Annotated in this window: 25 protein-coding genes; 17 read left to right on the top strand and 8 right to left on the bottom strand. The window is 66.4% G+C overall.

Annotated features, from left to right (window positions below; genetic code table 11):
• Positions 1 to 26 precede the first annotated feature (26 nt).
• Positions 27 to 440 carry a flagellar assembly protein FliX gene (locus tag QW863_RS19030; RefSeq protein ID WP_315716005.1) on the top strand — a complete coding sequence of 138 codons (414 nt, stop codon included), beginning with the start codon at positions 27 to 29 and terminating at the stop codon, positions 438 to 440.
• 14 nt (positions 441 to 454) lie between these two features.
• Here QW863_RS19030 and QW863_RS19025 read toward each other — a convergent pair whose 3' ends face one another.
• On the bottom strand, positions 455 to 829 hold the full coding sequence (locus QW863_RS19025; RefSeq protein ID WP_315716006.1) for a helix-turn-helix domain-containing protein: 375 nt from the start codon (positions 827 to 829) through the stop codon (positions 455 to 457).
• Positions 830 to 973: 144 nt separating this feature from the next.
• On the opposite strand from QW863_RS19025, the gene QW863_RS19020 reads away from it, so the two are divergent.
• The 4 genes from QW863_RS19020 (at position 974) to QW863_RS19000 (ending at position 5,626) form a co-directional block, all read left to right on the top strand.
• On the top strand, positions 974 to 1,585 hold the full coding sequence (locus QW863_RS19020; RefSeq protein WP_315716007.1) for an NAD(P)-dependent oxidoreductase: 612 nt from the start codon (positions 974 to 976) through the stop codon (positions 1,583 to 1,585).
• Positions 1,586 to 1,813: 228 nt separating this feature from the next.
• Complete coding sequence (dksA, locus tag QW863_RS19015) at positions 1,814 to 2,179, top strand: RNA polymerase-binding protein DksA (RefSeq protein ID WP_170323279.1); 366 nt, start codon at positions 1,814 to 1,816, stop codon at positions 2,177 to 2,179.
• 272 nt (positions 2,180 to 2,451) lie between these two features.
• Positions 2,452 to 4,509 (top strand): sensor histidine kinase, encoded by a 2,058-nt coding sequence (locus QW863_RS19010; RefSeq protein WP_315716008.1) that lies wholly within the window; start codon positions 2,452 to 2,454, stop codon positions 4,507 to 4,509.
• A gap of 325 nt (positions 4,510 to 4,834) precedes the next feature.
• Complete coding sequence (locus tag QW863_RS19000; protein WP_315716009.1) at positions 4,835 to 5,626, top strand: 2-keto-4-pentenoate hydratase; 792 nt, start codon at positions 4,835 to 4,837, stop codon at positions 5,624 to 5,626.
• A 357-nt stretch (positions 5,627 to 5,983) separates the two neighbouring features.
• Here the strand turns inward: QW863_RS19000 and flgH are convergent, their stop codons facing one another.
• Genes flgH through flgF form a run of 4 tightly spaced genes read right to left on the bottom strand, consistent with a single transcriptional unit; the run spans position 5,984 to position 9,431 of the window.
• Positions 5,984 to 6,763: a flagellar basal body L-ring protein FlgH gene (gene flgH, locus QW863_RS18995; protein WP_315716010.1), complete on the bottom strand. Its 780-nt coding sequence runs from the start codon at positions 6,761 to 6,763 to the stop codon at positions 5,984 to 5,986.
• Positions 6,764 to 6,768: 5 nt separating this feature from the next.
• Positions 6,769 to 7,833 (bottom strand): flagellar basal body P-ring formation chaperone FlgA, encoded by a 1,065-nt coding sequence (flgA, locus tag QW863_RS18990; RefSeq protein WP_315716011.1) that lies wholly within the window; start codon positions 7,831 to 7,833, stop codon positions 6,769 to 6,771.
• Positions 7,834 to 7,855: 22 nt separating this feature from the next.
• Positions 7,856 to 8,644 (bottom strand): flagellar basal-body rod protein FlgG, encoded by a 789-nt coding sequence (gene flgG / locus QW863_RS18985; RefSeq protein ID WP_315716012.1) that lies wholly within the window; start codon positions 8,642 to 8,644, stop codon positions 7,856 to 7,858.
• A 22-nt stretch (positions 8,645 to 8,666) separates the two neighbouring features.
• A complete protein-coding gene (gene flgF / locus QW863_RS18980; protein WP_315716013.1) occupies positions 8,667 to 9,431 on the bottom strand; it encodes a flagellar basal-body rod protein FlgF in 765 nt (254 codons plus the stop codon).
• A gap of 377 nt (positions 9,432 to 9,808) precedes the next feature.
• On the opposite strand from flgF, the gene fliL reads away from it, so the two are divergent.
• From fliL to QW863_RS18955, 5 genes are all read left to right on the top strand, one after another.
• Entirely contained in the window at positions 9,809 to 10,303 is a 495-nt protein-coding gene (gene fliL, locus QW863_RS18975) for a flagellar basal body-associated protein FliL (RefSeq protein ID WP_315716014.1), read from the top strand.
• A gap of 20 nt (positions 10,304 to 10,323) precedes the next feature.
• On the top strand, positions 10,324 to 11,526 hold the full coding sequence (gene fliM, locus QW863_RS18970) for a flagellar motor switch protein FliM (RefSeq protein WP_315716015.1): 1,203 nt from the start codon (positions 10,324 to 10,326) through the stop codon (positions 11,524 to 11,526).
• The gene (locus QW863_RS18965) at positions 11,523 to 12,002 is read left to right on the top strand and encodes a DUF6468 domain-containing protein (RefSeq protein ID WP_315716016.1); all 480 of its coding nucleotides are present in this window, start codon (positions 11,523 to 11,525) and stop codon (positions 12,000 to 12,002) included. Before fliM ends, QW863_RS18965 begins: the two co-directional genes overlap by 4 nt.
• The gene (locus QW863_RS18960; RefSeq protein ID WP_315716017.1) at positions 11,999 to 12,769 is read left to right on the top strand and encodes a flagellar protein FlbB; all 771 of its coding nucleotides are present in this window, start codon (positions 11,999 to 12,001) and stop codon (positions 12,767 to 12,769) included. Before QW863_RS18965 ends, QW863_RS18960 begins: the two co-directional genes overlap by 4 nt.
• Before the next feature lie 103 nt (positions 12,770 to 12,872).
• Complete coding sequence (locus tag QW863_RS18955) at positions 12,873 to 16,637, top strand: tetratricopeptide repeat protein (protein ID WP_315768211.1); 3,765 nt, start codon at positions 12,873 to 12,875, stop codon at positions 16,635 to 16,637.
• Positions 16,638 to 16,782: 145 nt separating this feature from the next.
• Here the strand turns inward: QW863_RS18955 and QW863_RS18950 are convergent, their stop codons facing one another.
• Positions 16,783 to 17,190: a helix-turn-helix domain-containing protein gene (locus QW863_RS18950; protein ID WP_315768209.1), complete on the bottom strand. Its 408-nt coding sequence runs from the start codon at positions 17,188 to 17,190 to the stop codon at positions 16,783 to 16,785.
• 66 nt (positions 17,191 to 17,256) lie between these two features.
• Here QW863_RS18950 and QW863_RS18945 point away from each other — a divergent pair, with 66 nt between their 5' ends.
• Positions 17,257 to 17,919: a cation transporter gene (locus QW863_RS18945; RefSeq protein WP_315768207.1), complete on the top strand. Its 663-nt coding sequence runs from the start codon at positions 17,257 to 17,259 to the stop codon at positions 17,917 to 17,919.
• 64 nt (positions 17,920 to 17,983) lie between these two features.
• Here the strand turns inward: QW863_RS18945 and fliP are convergent, their stop codons facing one another.
• Together fliP and QW863_RS18935 are read right to left on the bottom strand one after the other, a co-directional pair.
• The gene (gene fliP / locus QW863_RS18940) at positions 17,984 to 18,736 is read right to left on the bottom strand and encodes a flagellar type III secretion system pore protein FliP (protein WP_315716020.1); all 753 of its coding nucleotides are present in this window, start codon (positions 18,734 to 18,736) and stop codon (positions 17,984 to 17,986) included.
• Positions 18,733 to 19,794 carry a flagellar biosynthetic protein FliO gene (locus QW863_RS18935; protein ID WP_315768205.1) on the bottom strand — a complete coding sequence of 354 codons (1,062 nt, stop codon included), beginning with the start codon at positions 19,792 to 19,794 and terminating at the stop codon, positions 18,733 to 18,735. The genes fliP and QW863_RS18935 overlap by 4 nt, the downstream gene beginning before the upstream one ends.
• Positions 19,795 to 20,150: 356 nt before the next feature.
• Here QW863_RS18935 and flgB point away from each other — a divergent pair, with 356 nt between their 5' ends.
• The 6 genes from flgB (at position 20,151) to flhB (ending at position 23,824) form a co-directional block, all read left to right on the top strand.
• Entirely contained in the window at positions 20,151 to 20,558 is a 408-nt protein-coding gene (gene flgB, locus QW863_RS18930) for a flagellar basal body rod protein FlgB (RefSeq protein WP_315716022.1), read from the top strand.
• Between the two features lie 29 nt (positions 20,559 to 20,587).
• Positions 20,588 to 21,013: a flagellar basal body rod protein FlgC gene (flgC, locus tag QW863_RS18925; protein WP_315716023.1), complete on the top strand. Its 426-nt coding sequence runs from the start codon at positions 20,588 to 20,590 to the stop codon at positions 21,011 to 21,013.
• 16 nt (positions 21,014 to 21,029) lie between these two features.
• Complete coding sequence (gene fliE / locus QW863_RS18920) at positions 21,030 to 21,386, top strand: flagellar hook-basal body complex protein FliE (protein ID WP_315716024.1); 357 nt, start codon at positions 21,030 to 21,032, stop codon at positions 21,384 to 21,386.
• A 126-nt stretch (positions 21,387 to 21,512) separates the two neighbouring features.
• Positions 21,513 to 21,776, top strand: coding sequence for a flagellar biosynthesis protein FliQ (gene fliQ, locus QW863_RS18915; RefSeq protein WP_008965881.1), 264 nt, complete (start codon positions 21,513 to 21,515; stop codon positions 21,774 to 21,776).
• A gap of 188 nt (positions 21,777 to 21,964) precedes the next feature.
• Positions 21,965 to 22,732, top strand: a complete 768-nt coding sequence (gene fliR, locus QW863_RS18910; RefSeq protein WP_315753134.1) for a flagellar biosynthetic protein FliR — start codon at positions 21,965 to 21,967, stop codon at positions 22,730 to 22,732.
• A 12-nt stretch (positions 22,733 to 22,744) separates the two neighbouring features.
• Positions 22,745 to 23,824, top strand: a complete 1,080-nt coding sequence (gene flhB, locus QW863_RS18905; protein ID WP_315768203.1) for a flagellar biosynthesis protein FlhB — start codon at positions 22,745 to 22,747, stop codon at positions 23,822 to 23,824.
• Positions 23,825 to 23,848 lie beyond the last annotated feature (24 nt).

Genomic DNA, 23,848 nt, shown 5'->3' with positions numbered 1-23,848 from the left:
ACACGCGAAGCTTGCGGGAGCCATCGATGCGCATCTACGGACCGAACGGCACGACCCTGGGCTCGTCAACCAGCAGCACGCGGAAGGCCTCGTCCAGCGGCTTCAAGCTGCCTGACGTCGGCACCACACAGGACACGCGCGCGACCCTCGCGCCGAAGCAGACGGCGAACATCGATGCGCTGCTGGCGCTGCAGGGCATCGAGGAGGAGCCGGCGGAGCGCCGCAAGCGCTCGGTCCAGCGCGGCAAGCGCGCGCTCGACGTGCTCGATGATCTCAAGCTGACGCTGCTGTCCGGCAAGCTCGACACTGCGATGGCGCTGCGGCTTCGCGATGCCGCGGCCGACCTGAAGCAGACCTCGGGCGACCCGGGACTGGATGCGATCCTCTCCGAGATCGAACTGCGCGTCGAGGTCGAGCTCGCCAAGGCCGGGCGGAGCTGAGACGCTTCGCGCGTTCAAGCCGCCTTCGACGGCTGTTGCGCGTCGTAGCGCCGCTGCGCGGCGGTGACCTCCTTGAGATGACGCTCGGCCCAGTCGCGCAGCGGATCGACCGCGGCGGCGAGCGTCAGCCCGAGCGGCGTGATCGAATATTCGACGGTGACCGGGACGGTCGCGATCGCGCGCCGCCGCACCAGGCCGTCGCGTTCCAGGCTCTTCAGCACCTGGGACAGCATCTTCTGCGAAATCCCTTCGATCGACCGCCGCAACTGATTGAAGCGCAAGGGTTCGTTGCGCAGCAGGATCAGGATCAGCACGGCCCATTTGTCGCCGACGCGGTCCAGGATCTGTCGCGTTGGGCAGTCGGCCGAATAGACGTTCGCGGCTCTCATCGGTTACTCCGGCGTGACCAGGTGATCTTAAAGTGCGCTCTTAACACCAGCATTCATTCCGTTATCTAGTCACTATCGGATACCAAGGCGGCTTCGTCCAGACCTCGGATCCGACCTCGTGATCTCGAACATAGGAGTTTCCCCATGAAGATCGCCGTCGCCGGCGCCTCCGGCCGTGCCGGGTCCCGCATCACCGCCGAGTTGGCCAGCCGCGGCCACCAGGTCACCGGCATTGCCCGCAACCCGGACAAGATCGAGAAGCACGCCAACGTCACGGCGGTGCGGGGGGACGCCAACGACCGCGCCGCGCTGGCGAAACTCTGGGCCGGCCATGACGTCGCGATCAGCGCGATCCATTTCTCGGCCAGCGATGTCGAGACCCTGATCGGGGCGGCCAAGGACTCCGGCGTATCGCGTTACCTCGTGGTCGGCGGCGCCGGCTCGCTCGAGGTCGCGCCGGGTGTGCGGCTGGTGACGACGCCCGGCTTTCCGGCCGCCTACAAGGCCGAAGCGGAGAAGGGCGCCGCGTTCCTCGACCGCCTGCGCCAGGAGAAGGAGCTCGATTGGACCTTCCTGTCGCCCTCTGCGATGATCGATTTCGGCCCCCGGACGGGCAAGTTCCGGCTCGGAACGGATCAGCTGCTGGTCGATGCCGACGGCAAGAGCTTCGTCACCTTCGAGGACTTCGCGGTCGCGATGGCCGACGAAATCGAGCGTCCAGCCCACCGGCGGGCCCGTTTCACGGTCGGTTACTGAGGCCGTCCACGGCGTCCCGCCGGCTGGGGCCGAATTTGCCTGTGCAACGGCCCGAACGGCGGGGCGCCCGTGCCGATGGAAATATTGTCTGTCACATGAGGCCGCTATATAACGCGGCCGCGAACGGGCGTATTCCGTCCGCCGGTGCCGAAACCGGCGCCAGCACGTACAGATGGGCTGACCTTGGAAAAGTTGAAGAACTACAAACCTTCCGAAAAAGAGCCTTTCATGAACGAACGCCAGCGCGACTATTTCCGCGCCAAGCTGCTGGCATGGAAGGAGGAGATCCTGCGCGAATCGAAGCTCACCCTGCAGGCTCTGCAGGAGGAGAACGTGAACCATCCGGACCTCGCCGACCGCGCGTCGTCGGAGACCGATCGGGCGATCGAGCTTCGCGCCCGTGACCGCCAGCGCAAGCTGATCTCCAAGATCGACGCGGCGCTCCAGCGCATCGAGGACAACACCTACGGCTATTGCGAGGAGACCGGCGAGCCGATTTCGCTGAAGCGGCTCGAGGCCCGTCCCATTGCGACGCTGTCGGTGGAGGCGCAGGAACGCCACGAGAAGCGTGAAAAGGTCTATCGCGACGAGTAGGTCGCGACATTGACCTGAACGAGCGGGGATTGCGGCCGCTTGCCGGGTGCGGCCGCAGCGTCTGTTGCTGAGACGGCGCCGGTGTGCGCGAGGTCGAGTGTCTCGTCACCTGAGCGGTCTGCGGGCCGGCAATGCCGGCACGACCGCGCGCGCTGTTGGTTTTCCAAGCGTCCGGAACTTTTTCGCGTCTGCTGAATTATCGGCGGTTCCATCTCGGAACGCCGCGGGGAATCATGGGCGAGCCGGACATAGCCAGGGGCGCGCTGGCAACGATGCAGCGTTCCTATGGCGCCTTGAGCATCAAGGGGCGCCTCCTTCTCCTGGCCGGCATTCTGTTCCTGCCCTGCGTCGGGCTGATCGCCTATGTCATCGTATCGATGGCGCAATCCGCCGACGCCTCGATCCGGCGCGGCCTGTCCTATGCCGCGCAGACGATCTCCGGTGCCGTCGACGCCGAATTGCGGCGCTACATCGCGCTCGCCGAGGTGCTGGGCAAGTCTCCGGATCTCAGTGCCGCCGATCTCAGCAACTTCGAGGCGGAGGCGCGCCGCGTCGGTGCGGTCAGCGGCGAAGGCTGGATCATCGTGTCGGACGCGAGCGGCCGCATCCTGCTCAACACCGGGGCGACGCCGGGCAAGCCGCTCGGCGAGCGCGCGCCCGAAGGCTGGGGCTCGCAGGAGCGCGCTTTTCAGTCCGGAAGGCCGTCGATCTCCGACATCTTCACCGGTCCCAATTCCGGCGCGTGGGTGGCGACCGTCGATGTCCCCGTCTTCAAGGACGGCAAGCCGTTCCGCTGCCTTTCGATTGCCATGCCAGCCGCGAACTACACCCGGCTGCTGGCCCAGCAGCAGCTGCCGGCCGACTGGCTGGTCGGCATCATGGACGGCCAGGGCCGCTACATTTCGCGCATCCCGAAGAACGCCACCTCGACCGGGCAGCCGGCGTCGGCCGGATGGCGGGCGACTGCCAAGGCTGAGGGGATCGCGGAGTTTCCGTCGATCGAGGGTGATCGGATCATCAACGCCAATGCGCGTCCCCAACTGAGCGACTGGACTGTCGGGGTCGGCATCAAGCAGGCGGCTTTCGCCCAGGCGATCTCCTCGACGGTGCAGACCGCAACCATCGCGGCGACGACGATCTGTGCCCTGGCGCTGCTGCTGGCGGCCGGCATCGGCCGAAGCATCGCCCGGCCGCTCGAAAGCATCGCCGTCAAGCGCGCCATCCCCGGCGAGGCCGCGCCCTCCGATCCCCCGGAGGTCCGGGCGCTCAACGCCCGACTAGCTGCGGCCGAAAAGGCGCAGGCGGAGAGTGCACGCGTCATCCAGGAGAATTTCGGGATGCTCGCCCAAGCCAGGGACGATGCGTCGCGCACGGCCGGGCAGCTCAAACTCGCCGCGAAATACGGACGGCTTGGCACCTTTACCTGGGACGGCAGATCCGGCGCCAGCCACTGGTCCGATGAGATCGAAGAGCTCTATGGACTTGCGCCGGGCACGTTCCCCGGGACCTATGACGCCTGGCTGGCGCTGGTGCATCCCGAGGACCAGGCGCGTGCCGACCGGGACAACAAGCAGGCGCTGACAACCGGGGAGCTCGATTCGGAATGGCGGGTGCCGCTGCCCGACGGCTCGATCCGCTGGATCGAGGCGCGCGCCCGCATGTTGGGTGGCGAGGGCGGCGGCGATCCGTACATGATCGGCGTCAACATCGACGTCACGGCCGCGAAGGAAGCCGACCGCAAGCGCGAACTGCTCGTGCATGAGCTGGCCCATCGCGTCAAGAACAGCCTTGCCGTGGTGCAATCGCTGGCGCATCAGCTGCTGCCGCGGCACGACGCCAAGGTCCGCGATTTCACGTCGCGCCTGCATGCGCTGGCGACGGCGCACACGAGCCTTGCCGAGAACGACTGGCAGGGCGCCGATCTCGCCGCCCTCATCAGGAGTCAGGTCGTGCCGTTCGCCAGCACACCGGATCAACTCGCCACCAGCGGCCCCGCCATCCTGGTTCCGGTCGAGCTGACGACGCAGCTGGCTCTCGTCATCCACGAGATGGCCTGCAACGCCAGCAAATATGGCGCGCTCACCACGCCCGACGGCCGGGTCGATGTCAGCTGGTCGTTGGCGCAGGACGCGCTGCATGTTCGCTGGCAGGAAAGCGGTGGCCCGCCGGCAACGGAGCCGCCAGTGGTCGGCTTCGGCAGCCGGCTGCTGACCCGCACGGTCAGGCATCTGCAGCGGACGTTTGCCGAGAGCGGGCTGACCTGCCAGTTCGAGTTGCCCTGGCTCAAGACGCCTGGCGAGAGTTCGGTGGCCGCAACGGAGGCGAGCTGAGCGCCGGCGCGCGAAACGCTGCGCGGCTGGTCCCGACATGGCCTCGCCCGAAGTCCAAGCGAGGCGGGCGTCGACAAGGCGCGGCGTCTGCGCGGCTGGAGTTCGCGCTCCAACGAGGACGCGATCGTCGCCACTGCGGAAAGTCTGCTCGAACTCGGCATCGTGAAACGTGAAATCGGTTGAACGAGCCGCTTGCGCTGCGGCCGCGCCGTCTCAAATTGTTGATGAAGCTGAGATGGGAGCCCAAAACTCGTTTATAAACAATCCGTTCACCATAGATCCTGCGATGCCGGTTCGGACCGCGGGCCAAGGGAGTTGAAGGGCCATGGGAGCAGACGAGATACTTTCCGCTGCGCGACTGATCGTAGATGCCCGCAAGCAACGGGCGCCCTTGGGGGCTCTGCCGCCTCAGCTTCAGCCGAAGGATGAAGCTGCCGGCTATGAGATCCAGCGCGAAGTCCATTGGCTGCTCGCCGAACAGGCCGGTGACTTCGCCGGCTACAAGATCGGCTGCACCAGCAAGGTGATGCAGGACTATCTTGGCATTCCGCATCCCTGTTCCGGCGGAGTGTTCGCGTCCGGTATTCACCAGACAGGTGTCGAACTGCGCACGGCCGACTTCGTCCGCGTGGGCGTCGAATGCGAGATCGCCGTGCGGCTCAAGCACGACCTGCTGCCGTTGGACGCGCCGTTCACCATGGATCGTGTCGTCGAGGCGATCGGCGACTGTCACGCGGCGATCGAGATCGTCGACGACCGTTATGTGCAATGGCAGACGCTGGGCGCGCCGACGCTCGTCGCCGACGATTTCTTTGCTGCCGGCTGTGTCCTCGGCCCGGCGCTCCCACGCGCTGCCATAGCGGACTTGGCCGCGGTGCAGGGCCGTGCCATCGTCAACGGCACCTTGGTCGGCGAGGGCACTGGCGCGGATGTGCTGGGACATCCTGTCCATGCGCTGGCCTGGCTTGCAAATCATCTCGCCGCCAGTGGTGACGGGCTCGAGGCCGGGCAGCTCGTCCTGACCGGCAGCCTGGTCAAGACGATCTGGCTCAAGGCCGGCGACCGGGTACGGATGGAGCTGGACGGCCTCGGTGTGGTCGAGGCGACGTTCGGGTGAGCCGAGGTAGGGCCGGAACGTCTTGAGCTGGGGTCTGTCAGCTCGGGTGTGACAGCCAAAACGAACGCGGCCTCCGGCAGGGGAGCTACCGGAGGCCGCGTATACATCACCCGCCGCGCCTAGGTTCGCATTGGGCAATGTGGGAGCTCGTTTTCAGAGAAGGGCGGCGGCTGCGGGGGTCATGCGCCGTGACCCATATCGCGCTCGGCCATCCCTTGTCCGACCCTCCCGCGCGGGGAGGGATTTCGGTCGTGTGTCCTGGTCCTCGGTTCGATTTGCGCCTTGCGAGGTCATCGCATGGGCGGCTTCCTGAGCGACCGGGCGGGCTCCGCCCGGTCATTGATGCTGAGGTTTGCCTCAGAACGGCAGCAGGATATCCATCACCTGCTGGCCGTAGCGCGGCTGCTGGACGTCGGAGATCTGGCCGCGGCCGCCGTAGGAGATGCGGGCCTGGGCGATCTTGGTGGAGTCGATGGTGTTGTCGCTCTGGATGTCCTCGGGCCGCACGATGCCGGCCACGATCAGCTCGCGGATCTCGTAGTTGACCCGGATCTCCTGCTTGCCTTCGACGACGAGGTTGCCGTTCGGCAGCACCTGCGTCACGACCGCGGCGACGCTGGTGGTCAAGGACTCCGACCGCTGGATCGTGCCCTTGCCGTCCGAGGACGAGGTGCCGTCGGCAGTCAGGATGCGGCCGGGCAGCACCTTCTGCGCCTGCACGCCGAGCGTCTTCGCGCCGATGAAGTCGGTGATGCCCGAATCCTCCTTGTTGGTGCGGCTGCGCTGGGTCTCGTTGGCGAAATTAGCCTTGTCGGAGATGCTGACCGTGACGGTCAGGAGGTCGCCGACCTGACGGGCGCGCTGGTCCTTGAAGAAGGCGCGCGAGCCGTTGCGCCACAGCGAGTTCGGCGCGTAGGACACGGTTTCAGGCTTCGGCATCGGCATCTGCACCGGCTTGTAGCCCGGCTGCGTGGTCGGATTGTCGATCTCCGTCAGCTTCGGCCGCTCGCCAATCTGGCTGAGACGGTCGATCGAGGAGCATCCGCCGGCGATCGACAGCACCGCGAAGGAAACCGAGATCAGCGCGACCCGGCGCAGGCTCGAGACGCCCCGATCATCAAACTTGAACTTCGACATGAAACTTACTCGGCTTTCGGGGTGGCGGAGGTGGGAAGGCGGCTGGCGACGGCGACGGGTGCGGCGATGTCGGCTTCGGAGGTCTGCGCCGGCTTGGCGACGGCGATGTCGACGGAGACCTGGCCGCGACCCGAGACGCGGCCCGTCACGGTGCGCTTGGACTGCAGATTGAGCACGCTGACGACGTCGCCTTCGGTGCCCGACTCCAGCGCCTTGCCGCGCGTGGTGAGATAGATGCCGGCGGTCTGGAAGATCAGCGTGACCGCCTGGTCGCGCTGCACGAGGTCGGGCTTGGCGAGGTCGGTGGTCTTCAGCGCCTGGCCCGCGCGCGCCGGGCGGCGCATCTGCATGCCGACTGCGAGCTCGCGCGTGGCGGGGTCGCCGCCGCCGAGCTCGGCGCGCGGCCGCCGCTCGGTCTGCAGGTCGCCTGAGCGGATCATCTCGTTGCGGTCGATGTTGCGGGTCAGCACCACGGCCTCGACGGTTTCGATCGCCGTGCCGGTGTAGCGCAGCTTGGTCGGGCTCGCGCCATTGGCATGGCCGAGCTCCAAGGTGATGTCGAAGCGGCCGCTGCGCGGGTCGAACCGGACGCTGGTCGGCGCCAGCGTGCCCGACGTCGAGGCCTCGAATTTGAGGTCCTGCACCGGCTGGTCGAAGCTGATGCTGAGGTTGGCGGCATCGCCAAGTCCGTTGCGGTGATCGAGCGCCTGGGCCACCGTCGTGCTGATCTCCTTGGCGTCGACGGCGCGCGCCAGCCGCGTGACCGCGACCTCCTTGATGTCGCGGACCTCGACGCCGATCACCTGGTGGGTGCGCAGGGTCGCGATCACCTGCGCGGCCGGCAGCACGCCGGTCGTGCCGAGGTCGGGCGCGCGGTAGACGGCGATGTTGGCCGCGACGCCCGCATTGTCGATCAGGTCGCCGACGCGAACGATGTCGCCGGTGACGTTCACGGTGGAGCGCAGCACGGGCGCCTTGATCTGGTCGTCGGCCTCGCCGGCCAGCGCCGATAGCGCAGTCGAGGCGAGCAGGGCGGCCGCAAGCAGGAAGGGACGGACGGTACGGGTCATGACGGTGATCTCCCTTCGAACCTCAGCGGAACAGCGCAGTGGTCGACTGCAGCATCTGGTCCGCGGCCGAGATGACCTTGGCGTTCATCTCGTAGGCGCGCTGCGCGGCGATCAGCTCGCTCATCTCGCTGACGACGTCGACATTGGCCTGCTCCAGGCTGCCCTGGGTGATGCTGCCGAGACCGTCCTGGTTGGCGACGCCGTCCTGCGGCGGCCCGGAGGAGGGGGTGTCGGTGAACTGGTTGTTGCCGACCGGCTGCAGGCCGGCCTTGTTGATGAAGCGGGTGACCTGGAGCTGGCCGATGATGTTCGAGGTGGTCGAGCCCGGCAGCGTCACCGAGACCTGGCCCTGCGCGTTGACGGTGATGCCCGAGGCGTTCTGCGGGATCGTGATGGTCGGCTGCACCGGGTTGCCCTGGGCGGTAACGATCCGGCCCTGATTGTCCATCTGGAAGGTGCCGTCGCGGGTGTACTGGAAGGTGCCGTCGGGCATCAGCACCTTGAAGAAGCCCTCCCCCGAGATCGCGAGGTCGAGATCGTTGCCGGTCTGCGACAGCGTGCCCTGCGTCATCGAGCGCGGCGTGCCGACGGTCTTGACGCCGCCGCCGATGTCGATGCCGACGGGCAGGATCGTGCCCTGGTCCGACGACTGCGCGCCGACGCGGCGCATGTGCTCGTAGATCAGGTCCTGGAACGCCACCGTCTGCTTCTTGAAGCCGGTGGTGCGCAGGTTGGCAATGTTGTTGGAGATCACCTGAACGTTGAGTTCCTGTGCCGCCATTCCGGTCGCAGCGGTGTGAAGCGCCTGCATGTCACGTCTCCTTCAAGATCTGTCAGGCCGGAACGTCGGCGAGTTTCTCGATCGCGTTCTTGCGCAGGTCGCTCTGGACCTGGAGCATGTTGGCGACCTGGGTGTAGGCGCGCATCACTTCGACCATCTTGCTCATCTCGCCGACCGCGCTGACGTTCGACTTCTCGATGTAGCCCTGCTGGATGGTCGACTTGGTGTCCTGCTGCGGGATGGCGCCGCCGGCGGCGGCGTAGAGGTTGTTGCCCTGCTTCTGCGCGGCCTGCGGATCGGCGAAGTTCACGATGCGCAGCTTGCCGCGGATCGAGTCGGTGCGGTTGACGCCCTCGACCACCGTCACGGTGCCGTCGGGCGAGATGTTGATGTCGTGGTCGGTCGGCTGAAACACGATCGGACCGCCGGTGCCGAGCACGAGGTCACCGGCGGCGGTGACAAGCTGGCCGAGATTGTTCATGTGCAGATTGCCGTCGCGGGTGTAGCGCTCGCCGGCCGCGGTCTGCACCGTCAGGAAGCCGTTGCCCGTGACGGCGACGTCGAGCGCGTTGCCGGTGCGCTGCATCGAGCCCTGCGAGAAGTCGCGATAGGTGCCGCGGTCCTGGACATAGGACACCCTGCGGGCGGCGCCCGGAAAATTGTCTTCATGCGCGCCGGAGGAGAGATACTCCTCGAACAGCTGCTGATCGGCCTTGAAGCCGTTGGTGTTGACGTTGGCGACGTTGTTGGCAACGACGTCGAGTTGCCGCTCCAGCACCATCTGCCGCGACAATCCGATGAGAAGCGCGTTCTCCACCGGTCGATCTCCCCTTTTGACGAATCCCGTTCGCGGCACCTCTCCCAAGGCGGTCTCGACCGGGTCTTCAACGAACCGTTCAGCTCTCCCAAGCCGGCGGGTTCGCAAGGGGTACAGCGAAAGCCGTGCCACTATGAAAATCGTATTCCTATCAATGAATTAGAGTTTCGATGGCTTCCGAAACGCCCGGCAATAACGTCTCGCTAACCATAATTGCCCGGCAAGATTTTCCCACCGCCTCGGCAAAAGAAAGCTTCCGTTAACCATTGTTACCGTAGCGTTCACTCAACAAAGCGCAGATGCGCTGGGAGCGTTGGTTTCGCGTCATTAAGCTTTCTGGCGGCATCGGCTCGATTTTCCGGAAGGATCCGAAAGCCATGGCCGAGAACGACGCCGGAGCAGGCGAAGGCGAGGAGCAAGCAGGCTCGCCGAAGAGCAAGCTCAAGCTGATCATCATGGTCGTCGGCGCGCTGGCGCTGCTCGGCGTCGGTGGTGCGGCCTATTTCTTCTTCTTCAGCCACAAGAACGACGAGCATCACGCCGAGGCGGCGCCGCCACCGAAGCCGCCGGCCTTCGTCGAGGTGCCGGACCTTCTCGTCAACCTGGTCGGCAATCCCGGTGACCGCGTCCAATATCTGAAAGTGAAGATCGTGCTGGAGGTGAAGGAGGAGAAGCAGGTCGAGTCGATCAAGCCGACGCTGCCGCGCGTCACCGACATCTTCCAGACGTACTTGCGCGAGCTCCGGCCGAGCGACCTCAACGGCTCGGCGGGCCTGTTCCGGCTCAAGGAGGAGCTCACCAAGCGGGTCAACGTCGCGCTGGCGCCCAACCAGGTCAACGCGGTGTTGTTCAAGGAAATCGTGGTCCAGTAAGGCAAAGAAGCTCAACGATCATGGCGGGCAACGATCAAGTCGACCAGGATGCGATAGCCGCGCAATGGGAAGCCTCGCTCGACTCGGAGGATCCCACGGAGGCCGCGGAAGCCGCAGCAGCCAATGAACTCACCGAATCGATGGCCCTGCAATGGGCCGCGATGGTCGAGGACGGCAGCCGCGATTTCGGCGCCACCAAGAACGGCGGCGAGCGGGTGCTGTCGCAGGAGGAGATCGACAATCTCCTCGGCTTCACCGCCGGCGAGGTCAGTCTCGACGACCATTCCGGCATTCGCGCGATCATCGATTCGGCGATGGTCTCCTACGAGCGTCTGCCGATGCTCGAAATCGTCTTCGACCGCCTGGTGCGGCTGATGACGACGTCCTTGCGCAACTTCACCTCCGACAACGTCGAGGTCTCGCTCGACCGCATCACCTCGGTGCGCTTCGGCGACTACATGAACTCGATCCCGCTGCCCGCCGTGCTCAGCGTGTTCAAGGCGGAGGAGTGGGAGAATTTCGGGCTCGCCACCGTCGACTCGACCCTGATCTATTCGATCATCGACGTGCTGCTCGGCGGCCGCCGCGGCAACACCCAGCTCCGCGTCGAGGGTCGCCCCTACACGACGATCGAGACCAACCTGGTCAAGCGCCTGATCGAGGTGGTGCTGAGCGATGCCGAGCAGGCGTTCCGGCCGCTGTCGCCGGTGCGCTTTACCATCGACCGGCTCGAGACCAATCCGCGTTTCGCCGCGATCAGCCGGCCCGCCAATGCCGCGATCCTGGTGAAGCTGCGGATCGACATGGAAGACCGCGGCGGCAACATCGAGCTGCTGCTGCCCTACGCGACGATCGAGCCGATCCGGCCCGTGCTGTTGCAGATGTTCATGGGTGAGAAGTTCGGCCGCGATCCCGTCTGGGAAGGCCACTTCGCCACCGAGATCGCCAAGGCCGAGATCGCCGTCGACGCCGTGCTCTACGAGGCCGACGTGCCGCTGAAGCAGCTCATGAAGCTGAAGGTCGGCGACACCCTGCCGCTCGACATCCGTCCCGATGCGCTGGTCGCGGTCCGCTGCGGCAGCACCATGCTGACGGAGGGGCGGATGGGGCGGGTCGGCGACCGCGTCGCGATCCGTGTCACCAAGAATTTGCGCAAGCCGAATACGACGCTTGCGATGTTCGAAGGCGCCGAAGGCCAGAACAAGTTGATGGAGGCCCAATGAACCACTCCCTCGGATTGATCATCGAAAGTCTGGTGGCGGTCTTGTTGGTGCTGACCATCGGCTATTGCATGCTGCTGAATTCCAGGCTCAAGCGGCTGAAGGCGGACGAGCATTCGCTCAAGGCCGTGATCGCGGAGCTGATCACCGCGACCGAGATCGCCGAGCGGGCGATCGGCGGCCTCAAGCTCGCGGTGCGCGACGTCAACGACAATCTCGGCAATCAGCTCGCCGCCGCGACGCAGATGTCCGACCAGTTGCGCAAGCAGCTCGCCGAGAGCGACGGCGTGGTGCGCCGGCTGTCGCGCATCGCCAGCGCCGCGCGACCCATCACCTCGCCTGAAGCCGCGCCGGAGCCGGCGCCTGCGCCGGTGCCGGCGATCACGACCGAGCCGGTGCGCGTCTCCGGTGCCAAGGCGGTTGCCGCCGCGGCCCAGGCATTCTCCGAACGTCGAAGGACTGGTGGCCTTGCCGCATGAATGCGTTTCGTAACATCCGCGTCATTCCCGTCGTCCTGATCGCGGTGGCCTGCCTTGCGGTCCTGAAGGTGGCCGGCCTCGTGATCGATGGCGGCTACGTTTTCGACTATGACCCTCACCCGACCAAGCGGTCCTGGGCCCAGGAGAACCTGGGCTATCCCGGCCGCGAGGACAACGACATCGTCACCGGCTCCACGCACGGCGCGCCGAAGGAGAAGAAGGAGGAGGCGCCCAAGCCCGCCGCTCCGGACACCAAGCCCGAGGGCGTCGTGATCAAGCCCGAGGAGAACCAGCAGCAGGTGTCGCCGGCGGAGAAGGCGATCCTCGAGCGGCTGCAGTCGCGTCGCCAGGAGCTCGACGCGCGCGCGCGCGAGATCGACATCCGCGAGAGCCTGTTGCGCGCCGCCGAGCAGCGCATCCAGTCCAAGACCGAGGAGATGAAGGCGATCGAGGGCCGCATCTCCGGCGCGCAGGCCGCCAAGACCGAGGCCGACAACGCCCGCTTCAAGAGCATCGTCACGATGTACGAGGGCATGAAGCCGAAGGATGCCGCCAAGGTGTTCGACCGGCTCGAGATGTCGGTGCTGATCGAGATCGCCTCGCAGATCGCGCCACGCAAGATGTCCGACATTCTCGGACTGATGACGCCGGAGGCGGCCGAACGGCTCACCGTCGAGCTGGCGCGCCGGGCCGGCGCCGACAGGCCCGAGACCAGCGCCGAGCTGCCGAAGATCGAGGGCAAGATCGTGCCTGTGAAGAGCAATTGAGCCGCATGTTTAATGCGCCCTTAAACGCCGGCACCTAGATTTCCGGCGTGGCGGGGCAGGCGTATCCGTCAAGTTGCGGATGTCGAACCGGAAGCTTGTGACCATGGCGCGCACGACTCCCATTGGATTGCGGTCGAAGGCCCGCGCACGGGCGCGCGCCGGTCTTGCCCTGCTGTCGGCCATCGTCATCGGCCTGGTGCTGTCCACGGTCGCGGCAGGCGCTGCGCCGGTGCCGGGCGAGGCGAGCCTGTCGGCCCAGGACGGCTATGCGCGGCTGGTGCTGAAATTCGCCGAGGACGTCAGCGCCGACGTCACCACCGCCGGCTCGATTCTGCTGATCAGGTTCGATCGCGCCGCCACCGTTCCGATCGACCGCTGGGTGGATGCGGCGCCCGACTATATCTCATCGGCCCGCGGCGACCCCGACGGCTCGGCGCTGCGGTTGTCGCTGTCGCGCAAGGTCCGCGTCAACACCATGACCGCGGGCGAACGCGTCTTCATCGACCTGTTGCCCGACAGTTGGACCGGCCCGCCGCCGCCGCTGCCGGCCGAGGTCGTGCGCGAGCTCGCCGAGCGCGCGCGCGCCGCCGAGAAGGCGCTGCGGCTGCAGCGCGCCGAGGCGGAATCGAAGAAGCGGCCGCCGATCCGCGTCCGCGCGCTGGTGCAGCCGACCTTCGTGCGCTTCGTGTTCGAGATCCCCGACGGTGTCGGCATCTCCTCGGTGCTCAACGACCAGAAGCTGTCGCTGTTTTTCACCGCGCCGCTGTCCTTCGATCTCGCCGACGCCAAGCTCGTCGCGCCGCCGAACGTCGCCGCGATCAACCAGCGCATCGACGGCAGCAGGACCGTCGTCGAGCTCGGCCTGGTCGGCGAGGTCGACGTTCGCGCCTTCCGCGAGGAGAAGAACTACAACATCGACGTCGCCTATCAGCAGCCGGACAAGAAGGTTTCCGCAGTCTCCTCGGACACGCTGCCGGGCGCCAAGGCGGCCGCGGCCGACAAACCCAACGGCAGCAAGCCCAATGGCGACAAGCCCAAGCAGGCTGCGCAGCCCGAGATCGTGCCGCCGACCTCCGACACCATCGCCAAGGAGATGAAGGCGGAGACCAAGCCGGCGCCTGCGGTCGCGGCGCCGGCCACCGAGCCCGCAGCCCAGCCGGCGCCGTCGGCAGCGGCTGTTGCCGCGCCCGCCGCCGCGAAGGCCGCAGCCGCGCCCGAGGCCGCCAAGCCTGAAGCTGCTGCGCCCGAAGCCGTCAAATCCGAACCAGCGAAGCCCGAGGCGATGAAGCCGGAGGCCGGCAAAGCCGAAGCCGCCAAGCCCGTCGAGAGCAAGTCGGTCGAAGCCAAGCCTACAGAGGCCAAGCCTGTAGAGGCCAAGCCTGCCGAAACCAAGCCGGCCGAGAAGGCAGCCAATGGAGCCGCCACCCTGGAGGCCCTGCGCGACAGTGAGGGCCTGCGGCTCACCTTCGGCTTCGGCCAGGTCACGCCGGCGGCGCTGTTCCGCCGCGGCGATACGGTATGGATGGTGTTCGATTCGACCAAGCCCGTCGACGTCGAGCCCATCCGCGCCAAGGGCGGCGCCATCATCGGCGAGGTCAACAGGATGTCGCTCGATAACGGGCAGGCCATCCGGATCCGGCTCAACCGCCCGCAGATGCATTCGCTCGGCAGCGATGACGGCGGGCGCAGCTGGATGCTGTCGTTCGCCGACAAGGGCCAGGCCAATCAGCAGCCGCTGATGGTGATGCGCAACGTCACCGATCCCGCGCTTGCCAATGTGATGGTGCCGCTCGCCAATCCCGGAGCCGGCATGCTGCACCGGGTGACCGACCCGGATGCCGGCGACACGCTGCTGGTCGTGACGGCGCCGCCGCCGATCCGCGGCTTCATCAAGCGCCAGGATTTCGTCGATCTGTCGCTGCTCGATTCCATCCACGGCATCGCGGTTCGTCCGAATTCGGATGACGTCGCCGTCGAGATCGCGCCCGACAAGGTGATCCTGGGCCGGCCGGGCGGGCTGACGCTGTCGTCGATCGGCTTCTCGCCGGAGCGGGCGCCGACCGCTGTCAGGCCGATGTTCGACATCGACGAATGGCAGCAGAACCAGACCCAGCCGTTCGTGCCGCGCGAGGATCTCCTGATCAAGGCCGCGGCCAACGCCGAGCCGGAGCGGCGGGCGCAGGCGCGGCTGGCGCTGGCGCGCTTCTACATGGCGCGAGCGATGTATCCGGAAGCGCGCGGTGTCACCAATCTGATGATCTCCGACGCCGACCCGCGCACCGACGAGACCGCCATGCTGATGATCCACGCGGTGGCGAGCATCCTGATGGGCCGGCCGGACCAGGGGCTCAAGGATCTCGCCACGCCGTCGATCGGGAACAATTTCGACTCCCAGATGTGGAAGGGCCTCGCCTTCGCCCGGCAGGGCAAGTTCGCGGACGCGCGCGAGAAGCTGAAGAACGTCGAGTTCGCCATCGCCTCGCTGCCGCTCGACCTGCAGCGCGTCGTGATCGCTGACGCGATGAAGTCGGCGCTCGAGATCAAGGATTTCGCCGGCGCCGCGAAGCGGCGCGCCGAGCTCGACGTGATCGGCGTGCCCGCGGACATGAAGCCCGACATCGCCGTGCTGCGCGGCCGGCTTGCCGAGGCGATGGCGCAGGAGAAGGATGCGCTCGACGACTATCGCTTCGCCGTCAATTCCGACGACCGCATGGCGGCCGCGGAGGCCAAGCTGCTCGAGATCAAGCTTCTGCAGAAGCGCGGCGAGATCAAGCCGCCCGACGCGTTGAAGGAGCTGGAGATCTTGCAGGCGATCTGGCGCGGCGACGCCATCGAGGTGCAGACGTTGCAGATGATGGCGCAGCTCTACGAGGAGGCCGGGCGCTACGCGGACTCGCTCGAGGCCGCGCGCCAGGCCACCCGCCTGATGCCCAACTCCGACTTGGCGCGGCAGGCCCAGGATGCAGCCTCCCGCCTGTTCTCGCAGTTGTTCCTGAGCGGCAAGGCCGACGAGCTTCCGCCGGTCGATGCGCTCAGCATCTTCTACGGGTTTCGCGAGCTGACTCCGATCGGCCGCCGCGGCGACGAGATGATCCGCAAGCTCGCCGACCGCCTGGTCGGCATCGATCTGCTCGACCAGGCCGCCGAACTTCTGCAATACCAGGTCGACCACCGCCTCGAAGGTGCGGCGCGCGCCCAGGTCGCCGCGCGTCTCGCCATGGTCTACCTCACCAACCGCAAGCCGGACCGCGCCATCGAGGCGCTGCGCACCACCCGCATCGCCGATCTCGCGGGCGAGCTGCGCCAGCAGCGGCTGCTCTTGGAGGCGCGCGCCAACAGTGACATCGGTCGTTACGACCTCGGGCTGGACATCATCAGCAACATCGGCGGCCGCGAGGCGATCCGGCTGCGCTCCGACATCTACTGGGCGTCGCGGCGCTGGCGCGAGGCGTCCGAGCAGATCGAGCTCTACTACGGCGATCGCTGGCGCGATTTCCGCCCGCTCAATCCGGCGGAGCGCGGCGACATCCTGCGCGCCGTGGTCGGCTATGCGCTCGCCGACGACGCCATCGGCCTCGCCCGCTTCCGCGAGAAATATGCGCCGCTGATGACCGGCGAGGCGGACAAGATCGCGTTCGACGTCGCCAGCAAGCCGGCGAGCGGCTCCAGCGCCGAATTCGCGCAGATCGCGAAGATGGCCGCGAGCGTCGACACGCTCGACGGCTTCCTCCGCGACATGCGCGCGCGTTTCCCGGATGCCACCGGCAAAGGACCGGACGGCGGCAAGGACGCCGCGAAGGCCCCGTCGGAAGCGACCGGCGCCTTGCCGCGCATCCAGGGCGTCAAGCAGGCGATCGCCGGCCGTTGATTTCGGCGCCACACGCAGAGCCGGAGAGCCACCAGATGAGCCGACCAGGCCGAAGCCGAGCTCATCGCGATGCTGTCCGCAATCCGCCCGACGCGCGTCCAGACGAAAGCTCGAGACTGCCTTGCGACGCCATTGTCTTGTTCGCTCAGTCAGAGCGACGCGGCGCAAGGGCTTCGATGATGCGGCAGTCGGCAACGGTGCCGTGCTTGCAGCGCCCGATGACATCGGCAAGCTCGTCGCGCAGCGCCACGAGGTCCGAGATCTTGCGTTCGATCTCTGCCAGGTGTTGGCCGGCGATGACGTCGACCGCGTCGCACGAGCGGTCTCGCTGATCGGCGAGGTCCAGCAGGTCACGGACCTGGTCGATGGAGAAGCCCAAGTCGCGGGCACGCCGGATGAAGCTCAGTCGCCCCAGTTGGTCGTTGTCATAGGCTCGGTAATTGCCCTCGGTTCTCGCCGGAAGAGGTAGCAGACCGATCCGCTCATAATAGCGGATCGTTTCGACTTTGGTGCCGGTCCGCTTCGCGAGGTCGCCGATGGTCAGTCGTGACATGGCTTGACCCTATAGTGGCTACAGGGTCCATATAGGACGTCGCATCATCTTGTAAGAGGCGACGATATGCCTGGTTGTCATGACGACTGCTGTTCCTCTTCCCCTCCGAGGGAACTGGACAGCCCCCGCTGGCGTCGTGCGCTCTGGATTGCGCTGGCTATCAACGCAGCCATGTTTTTGACGGAGATCGCAGCAGGCGTGGCGGCCGGGTCGGCCTCGCTGCAGGCGGACGCGATCGACTTCCTCGGTGATACGGCCAACTATGCGATCAGCCTCGGAGTGGCGGGACTGGCGCTGAGCTGGCGAGCGCGCGCCGCCCTTCTGAAGGGCTGGTCGCTCGTCCTGCTTGGCGTCCTTGTCCTTGCCTCCACTGTCTGGCACGCAATGACCGGCACCCTCCCGGAGGCGAAGGCGATGGGGATCGTCGGCATGCTCGCCCTTGTCGCCAATGCGGGCGTGGCCCTCATGCTCTACCGCTTCCGGATCGGCGACGCGAATATGAGGTCGGTCTGGATCTGCTCCCGGAACGATGCGATCGGCAACGTCGCCGTACTCGCGGCCGCAGCCGGTGTGTTCGGCACCGGCACGGCATGGCCGGATCTCATTGTGGCGGCGATCATGGCCGCGCTTGGTTCGAGCGGTGGCTGGCACATCATACAGCGAGCTCGCATCGAGTTGCGCGGCTCCCCCACATCGCGCCCCGTCGCGAGCCCAATCCGGGCGAACTGATCGAGGGCACGTGTCAATGGAAAGTCACGACCGACTGGCTTTCGCTCACACCGAGAGGTGAAACCTACCCGCCGTAGCTCTGCACCAGGCTGCCGGCCACCAGCGACCAGCCGTCGACCAGCACGAAGAAGATCAGCTTGAACGGCAGCGACACCACGACCGGCGGCAGCATCATCATGCCCATCGACATCAAGACCGACGCGACCACGAGGTCGATGATCAGGAAGGGCAGGAACAGCAGGAAACCGATCTCGAAGGCGCGCTTGAGCTCGGAGATCATGAAAGCCGGCACCAGGATGCGCAGCGACAGGTCGTCGGGCGTCGCCGGCGGCGGCTCGCCGGAGAGGTCCATGAACAGCTTCAGGTCCTTCTCGCGCACGTTCTTCTGCATGAAGCCGCGCAGGGGCACCGAGGCGCGCTGCAGCGCGTCCTCGACGCCGATCTGGTTTTCCACCAGGGGCCGGATGCCGTCATCATAGGATTTCTGCAGCACCGGGCCCATCACGAACGCCGTGAGGAACATCGCAAGCGCGATGATGACCGAGTTGGGCGGCGCGGTCGCTGTGCCCATCGCCGTGCGCAGCAGCGACAGCACGACCACGATGCGCGTGAACGACGTCATCATGATCAGGATCGACGGCGCGATCGACAACACCGTGAGCAGCGCGATCAGTTGGACCGCGCGTTCGGTGACGCCGCCACCGCCGGCGCCGAGATTGATGCTGATGTCCTGCGCAGCAGCACGTCCCGCCAGTAAACCGGCGGCAGTCAGAACAGCGGTGAAGACAACTCTACGCGGGGGAAGCAGCGATCTCACTGAGACGACTTCGGACGTCCGAGGAGCGAGGCCATCTCGTCCTCCAGATTCTCGAAGCTGGTCTTGACCGGCGCGGCTTGCGCCGCAGGCGGCTCGTTGCGCGCGGCCGCCCGGAGCGCCGGGGGACCCGAGGCCGGAGCAGCCGACGGATCGGCTGATGGACGCCGCAGCGCGGCCTCGAGCCGTTGCGCCATCTCGGCCAGATTGGCTTCGGCGCTCGAATCGGCCGCTGCGGGCGGCGGGGCAGCCGGGGGCGGCGGCATCTGGGCCACCGGCGGCAGCGGCGGCGCCGCCGCGCGCTCGACGCGCTCGGCTGCGCGCTCAGCGCTCCGCACCGGCGGCAGCCGGGGCCCCTCGGAAGGGCGCTGCGCCTCGGCCTGACGCTGCGGCTCGGCGGGGCGCAACGGGCGCGGCATCACTGGTTCACCGCGGGCCACCCGCTCGGGGCGCGGCTCCAGGCGGGCTTCGTCTCCGCCGCGCGGTTCTCCACGGACGTCCGCCCGGAGGTCCTGGCGGGGATCGGGACGGCGCGGAGGGAGCGGTGGTTCCGGCGGAAATGCCGGTGCCGGCTCACGCCGCTCTGCGGCAGTCGGCGCCGTGCGGCGAACCTCATCGATGAACGACGGCCGCATCGGGCGCTGCGGCGGCTCCGACATCTGCAACTCGGCATGCTCGGCGGCCTCGGTCTTCGGCTCGTTGTCGGCCCAGGACGGCGCATCCGGCAGCGGCGCGATGCGCGCCGCCGGCGGCTCGGCACTGATGCCCGGCCGCTGCGGCAATTGCTCGCGCGCCGGCATGGCCCGCACGATATTGGATTCGACCACGATGTCGGTCGGCCCGCCGATCATCAGAAGATGCTCTATGTTATCACGGCGCACGAGCACGAGACGGCGGCGGCCATCGACGGCGGCGGCATCGATCACGGCAAGCCGGGGCATGCGGCCGCGATTCGGGTTGGTCCCGAGACGATTGCCCGCGAATCGACGGACCAGCCAAGCGGCGAGGCCGATCAGCGCCAGCACCGCCACGAATGCAAAAAAGAACGTCAGTGCCTGCATCTCTGTCCCCGGCAAATACCGCGTCCTTTCGAAGTCTTTCGTCTGTCCAACGCATCGCCGGCAGCGAACGGAGCTTCAGAACCGGAACCAACCTGTTAACGCATGACGGCAGGAACTGCCGCTCCGCCTCTTAATAACCCATGAATCGGCCGGGCCAAAACGACTTCTTGGCGAGCCGCGCCGTCCCGGAATGATGCATCGGTCGGCTGGGACCCCGGCAGTTTCCTAAGAATTCGTCAAGACACCGGGATAGTCCCGGTGGGCATCGCACCCTTTCTTAACTCCCTGTTAACCATATGCACGGCAATTTCTACCTACCCAAACCGTCCGGTAGTCGGACACAACCGAGCAGCGCCATGTCCATCAACGATCTCCCCGTGTTGTCGGCGTTGCGGACCAAGATGCAATGGCATCAGGAGCGCCAGCGCGTGCTGTCCGAGAACGTGTCCAATTCGGATACGCCAAACTTCAAGCCGAAGGATCTGGTTGAGCCGAAGTTCGATTCAACCGGCCAGGCGGTCGGCGGCTTTGCGCCGCTGTCGCTGACCCGGACCAGCACCGCGCACATCGCCCCGTCGTCGGGCGAGAGCGCGAGCTTCGACCAGAACCGCAAGGTCGGATTTCAGACGAGGCCCGCCGGCAACGCGGTGAGCCTCGAAGAGGAGATGCTGAAGGTCTCCGCCAACCAGATGGACTACGCCGCGGCGACCTCGTTGTACGGCAAGAGCCTGCATCTGTTGAAGACAGCGATCGGCAAGGGCTGAGCTCGGGTTAAGGACAGAGACCGACAAGCATGGCAAACGACTCCAGCGATTTCCTCCGCTCGATGAGCATCGCGACCTCCGGCCTGCGTGCGCAGGCGGGACGTATGCGCGTCATTTCCGAGAACATCGCCAATGCCGATTCGACCGCTGCCAAGGCGGGCGGCGATCCGTATCGCCGCAAGGTCCCGACATTCACCTCGGCACTCGATCGTGCGCTCGACGCCAAGGTGGTGGCACTCGGCAAGGTGGTGCCCGATCAATCGTCGTTCCGCGTCAAATACGACCCCAGTAACCCGGCCGCGGACGCGTCCGGCAATGTCAAGTACCCCAACGTCAATCCGCTCATCGAGATGACCGACATGCGTGATGCGCAGCGGTCCTACGAGGCGAATTTGAACATCATCGGCGCCACGCGCCGCATGATCCAGCGCACGCTCGACATTCTGAAGACCTAGGACAGGAACGAAAGTCATGGCCTCCCCAATCTCCGCAGCGAATGCCTACGCGAATTCCGCGCGCGTGCTCGACACCGGCGGCTCGAGCGGTGCCTTCGGCAGCCTTGGGCGCGTGCGCGACGTGCTCGGTAGCGGCAACGGCGCCGACAAGGGTGGCCCGTCATTCAGCGCGGTGCTGAAGGACGCGATCGGCAGCGTGATGGAGGCCGGACGCAAGTCCGACAGTCAGGCGGTCGCGATGGCCGCGGGCAAGGCAAACGTCATGGATGTCGTCACGGCGGTCGCCGAAACCGACGTCGCGGTGTCGACGCTGGTGTCGGTGCGCGACCGCGTGATCCAGGCCTATGAAGACGTGATGAAGATGACGATCTAGGCGCAGCTCGTAACGCTTCAGGCCGCCACGTGCCTGATGCGCCCAGGGGATTTGCCGTTTGCCGCGACCGCGCGCGATGAGGCGGGTGCCGGACCGGAGCCGATCGACAGTGAGGAACGACAGGACATGACGGGAGCTGAAACGCTCGATGTGGCGCGCGATGCGATCTGGACCATCGTGCTGGTGTCGTCGCCGCTGATGGTGGTCGGCCTCGTGGTTGGCGTGGTCGTCTCGCTGTTCCAGGCGCTGACGCAGATCCAGGAGCAGACGCTGGTGTTCGTGCCGAAGATCATCGCGATCTTCGTGACGCTGCTGCTGGCGCTGCCGTTCATGGCCGATGCGCTGCATTCGCACATGATGCGGATCTCGTCGCGAATCATCGGCGGATGAGGCAATGTCCGGGGCGGCAGGGCAGGCCTGCGTGAGGGCGCTGCGAGCGGTCGTAAGGAGCAGTGCGGGGGGCGCTGCTGCTTTCAGGCGCGCGCGGGCAGCCTTTCGGGCAAGCTCTTCGCAGGCTGTCTCTTCAAAGACCGTCGTGCCGCACCAGCATGCGGTCGAAAGGGCCGTGACGGCGGACGATGCGCATCGATATATCCTTCCTTCCGGCGCTGGCCGCCGTGTTCATGCTGGCCTTCGCGCGCGTCGGCGCAATGGTGATGCTGTTGCCGGGCCTCGGCGAGGTCAACATCCCGGTCCGCATCAAGCTCGCGACCGCGCTGCTGCTCACGATGATCGTGCTGCCGCTGCACCGTCAGGCCTATCGGGTCGACCTGCAGGCGTTGTCGCCGCTCTTGGTGATGATGGTGCACGAGATCGTGATCGGCATCGTGCTCGGCGCGACAGCGCGGGTGACGCTGTCGGCGCTGCAGGTCGCGGGCTCCGTGATCGCGCAGCAGATGGGACTCGGCTTCGTCACCGCGGTGGATCCGACGCAGGGACAGCAGGGCGTCCTGATCGGCAACTTCCTCACCATGCTCGGCGTGACCCTGCTGTTCTCGACCGACAGCCATCATCTGGTGATCGCCGCACTCAGCGACAGCTACAAGATCTTCGCGCCGGGCGAATTGATCCCGAGCGGCGACGTCGCCTCGCTGGCGACCAAGGCGTTTGCCGCGGCGTTCAAGATCGGTCTGCAATTATCGGCGCCGTTCCTGGTGTTCGGCCTGGTCTTCAACATCGGGCTCGGCGTCTTGGCGCGGCTGATGCCGCAGATGCAGGTCTATTTCGTCGGCGCGCCGCTCTCGATCCTGATCGGCTTCCTGATCTTCGCGCTGGTCCTGACCGCGATGATGGGAACGTTTCTCGGCTATTTCGAAGGCGTCATGCACGAGATGATGCCGCGGTGAGGGGGCCGATCGATGTCCGATGAGGCCGATTCCGAAGACAAAACAGAAGACCCGACGCAAAAACGGCTGGACCAGGCGCTCGAACGCGGCGATGTCGTCAAGAGCCAGGAGCTCAACACCTGGTTCGTGATCGCCTCCGCGACCTTGGTGATGTCGACCTTCTCGGGCTCGATCGGCACCGCGGTGCTGGTGCCGATGCGCAACCTGATCGCCAATTCCTGGATGATCCACACCGACGGCGCCGGCCTGCTGGCGCTGGCGCGCAGCCTGTCGTTCGCCGTGATCGCGGCGATCGGCGTGCCGATCCTGATGGTGATGCTGGCGGCGATCGCCGGCAACATGATGCAGCATCGCCTGGTCTGGTCCGGCGAGCCGATGAAGCCGAGCCTGAGCAAGATCTCGCCCTTGGCCGGCGCCAAGCGCCTGTTCGGCAAGCAGGCCGCGGCCAATTTCGCCAAGGGCCTCTTCAAGCTCGTGCTGCTCGGCACGGTCATGGTCATGATCCTGTGGCCGGAGCGGCTGCGCCTCGAATCGCTGCTGCATATGGACGTCAGCGAGCTGCTCGGCGTCACGATCTCGCTGACGACGCATCTGATGGGCTCGGTGGTCGCGCTGCTCGCCCTGGTCGCGATCGGCGACTACCTGTTCCAGTATCGGCAATGGTACGAGCGCCAGAGGATGTCGGTGCAGGAGATGAAGGAGGAGTTCAAGCAGTCGGAAGGCGACCCGCACGTCAAGGGACGCATCCGGCAGATCCGCCAGCAGCGCATGAAGAAGCGCATGATGGCCGCGGTTCCCAAGGCCTCCGTGATCATCACCAACCCGACCCACTACTCGGTCGCGCTGTCCTACGAGCGCGGCATGTCGGCGCCGGTCTGCGTCGCCAAGGGCGTCGACAACATCGCCTTCAAGATCCGGGAGGTCGCCAAGGCGCACGACATCCCGATCGTCGAGAACGTGCCGCTGGCGCGCGCGCTCTATGCCACCGTCGAGATCGACGAGGAGATCCCGGTGGAACATTATCATGCCGTCGCTGAGATCATCGGCTACGTGATGGGGCTGCGGCGCAACCTCTCGGGGCGCCCGCGATGACAACCGATTCGGTCCATGGACGGA

This window comes from Bradyrhizobium sp. SZCCHNR1017 (assembly GCF_032381375.1).
GTDB lineage: Bacteria > Pseudomonadota > Alphaproteobacteria > Rhizobiales > Xanthobacteraceae > Bradyrhizobium.
The sequence above is the reverse complement of the archived record's forward strand: the minus strand, read 5'-3'. Positions and strand labels throughout refer to the sequence as shown.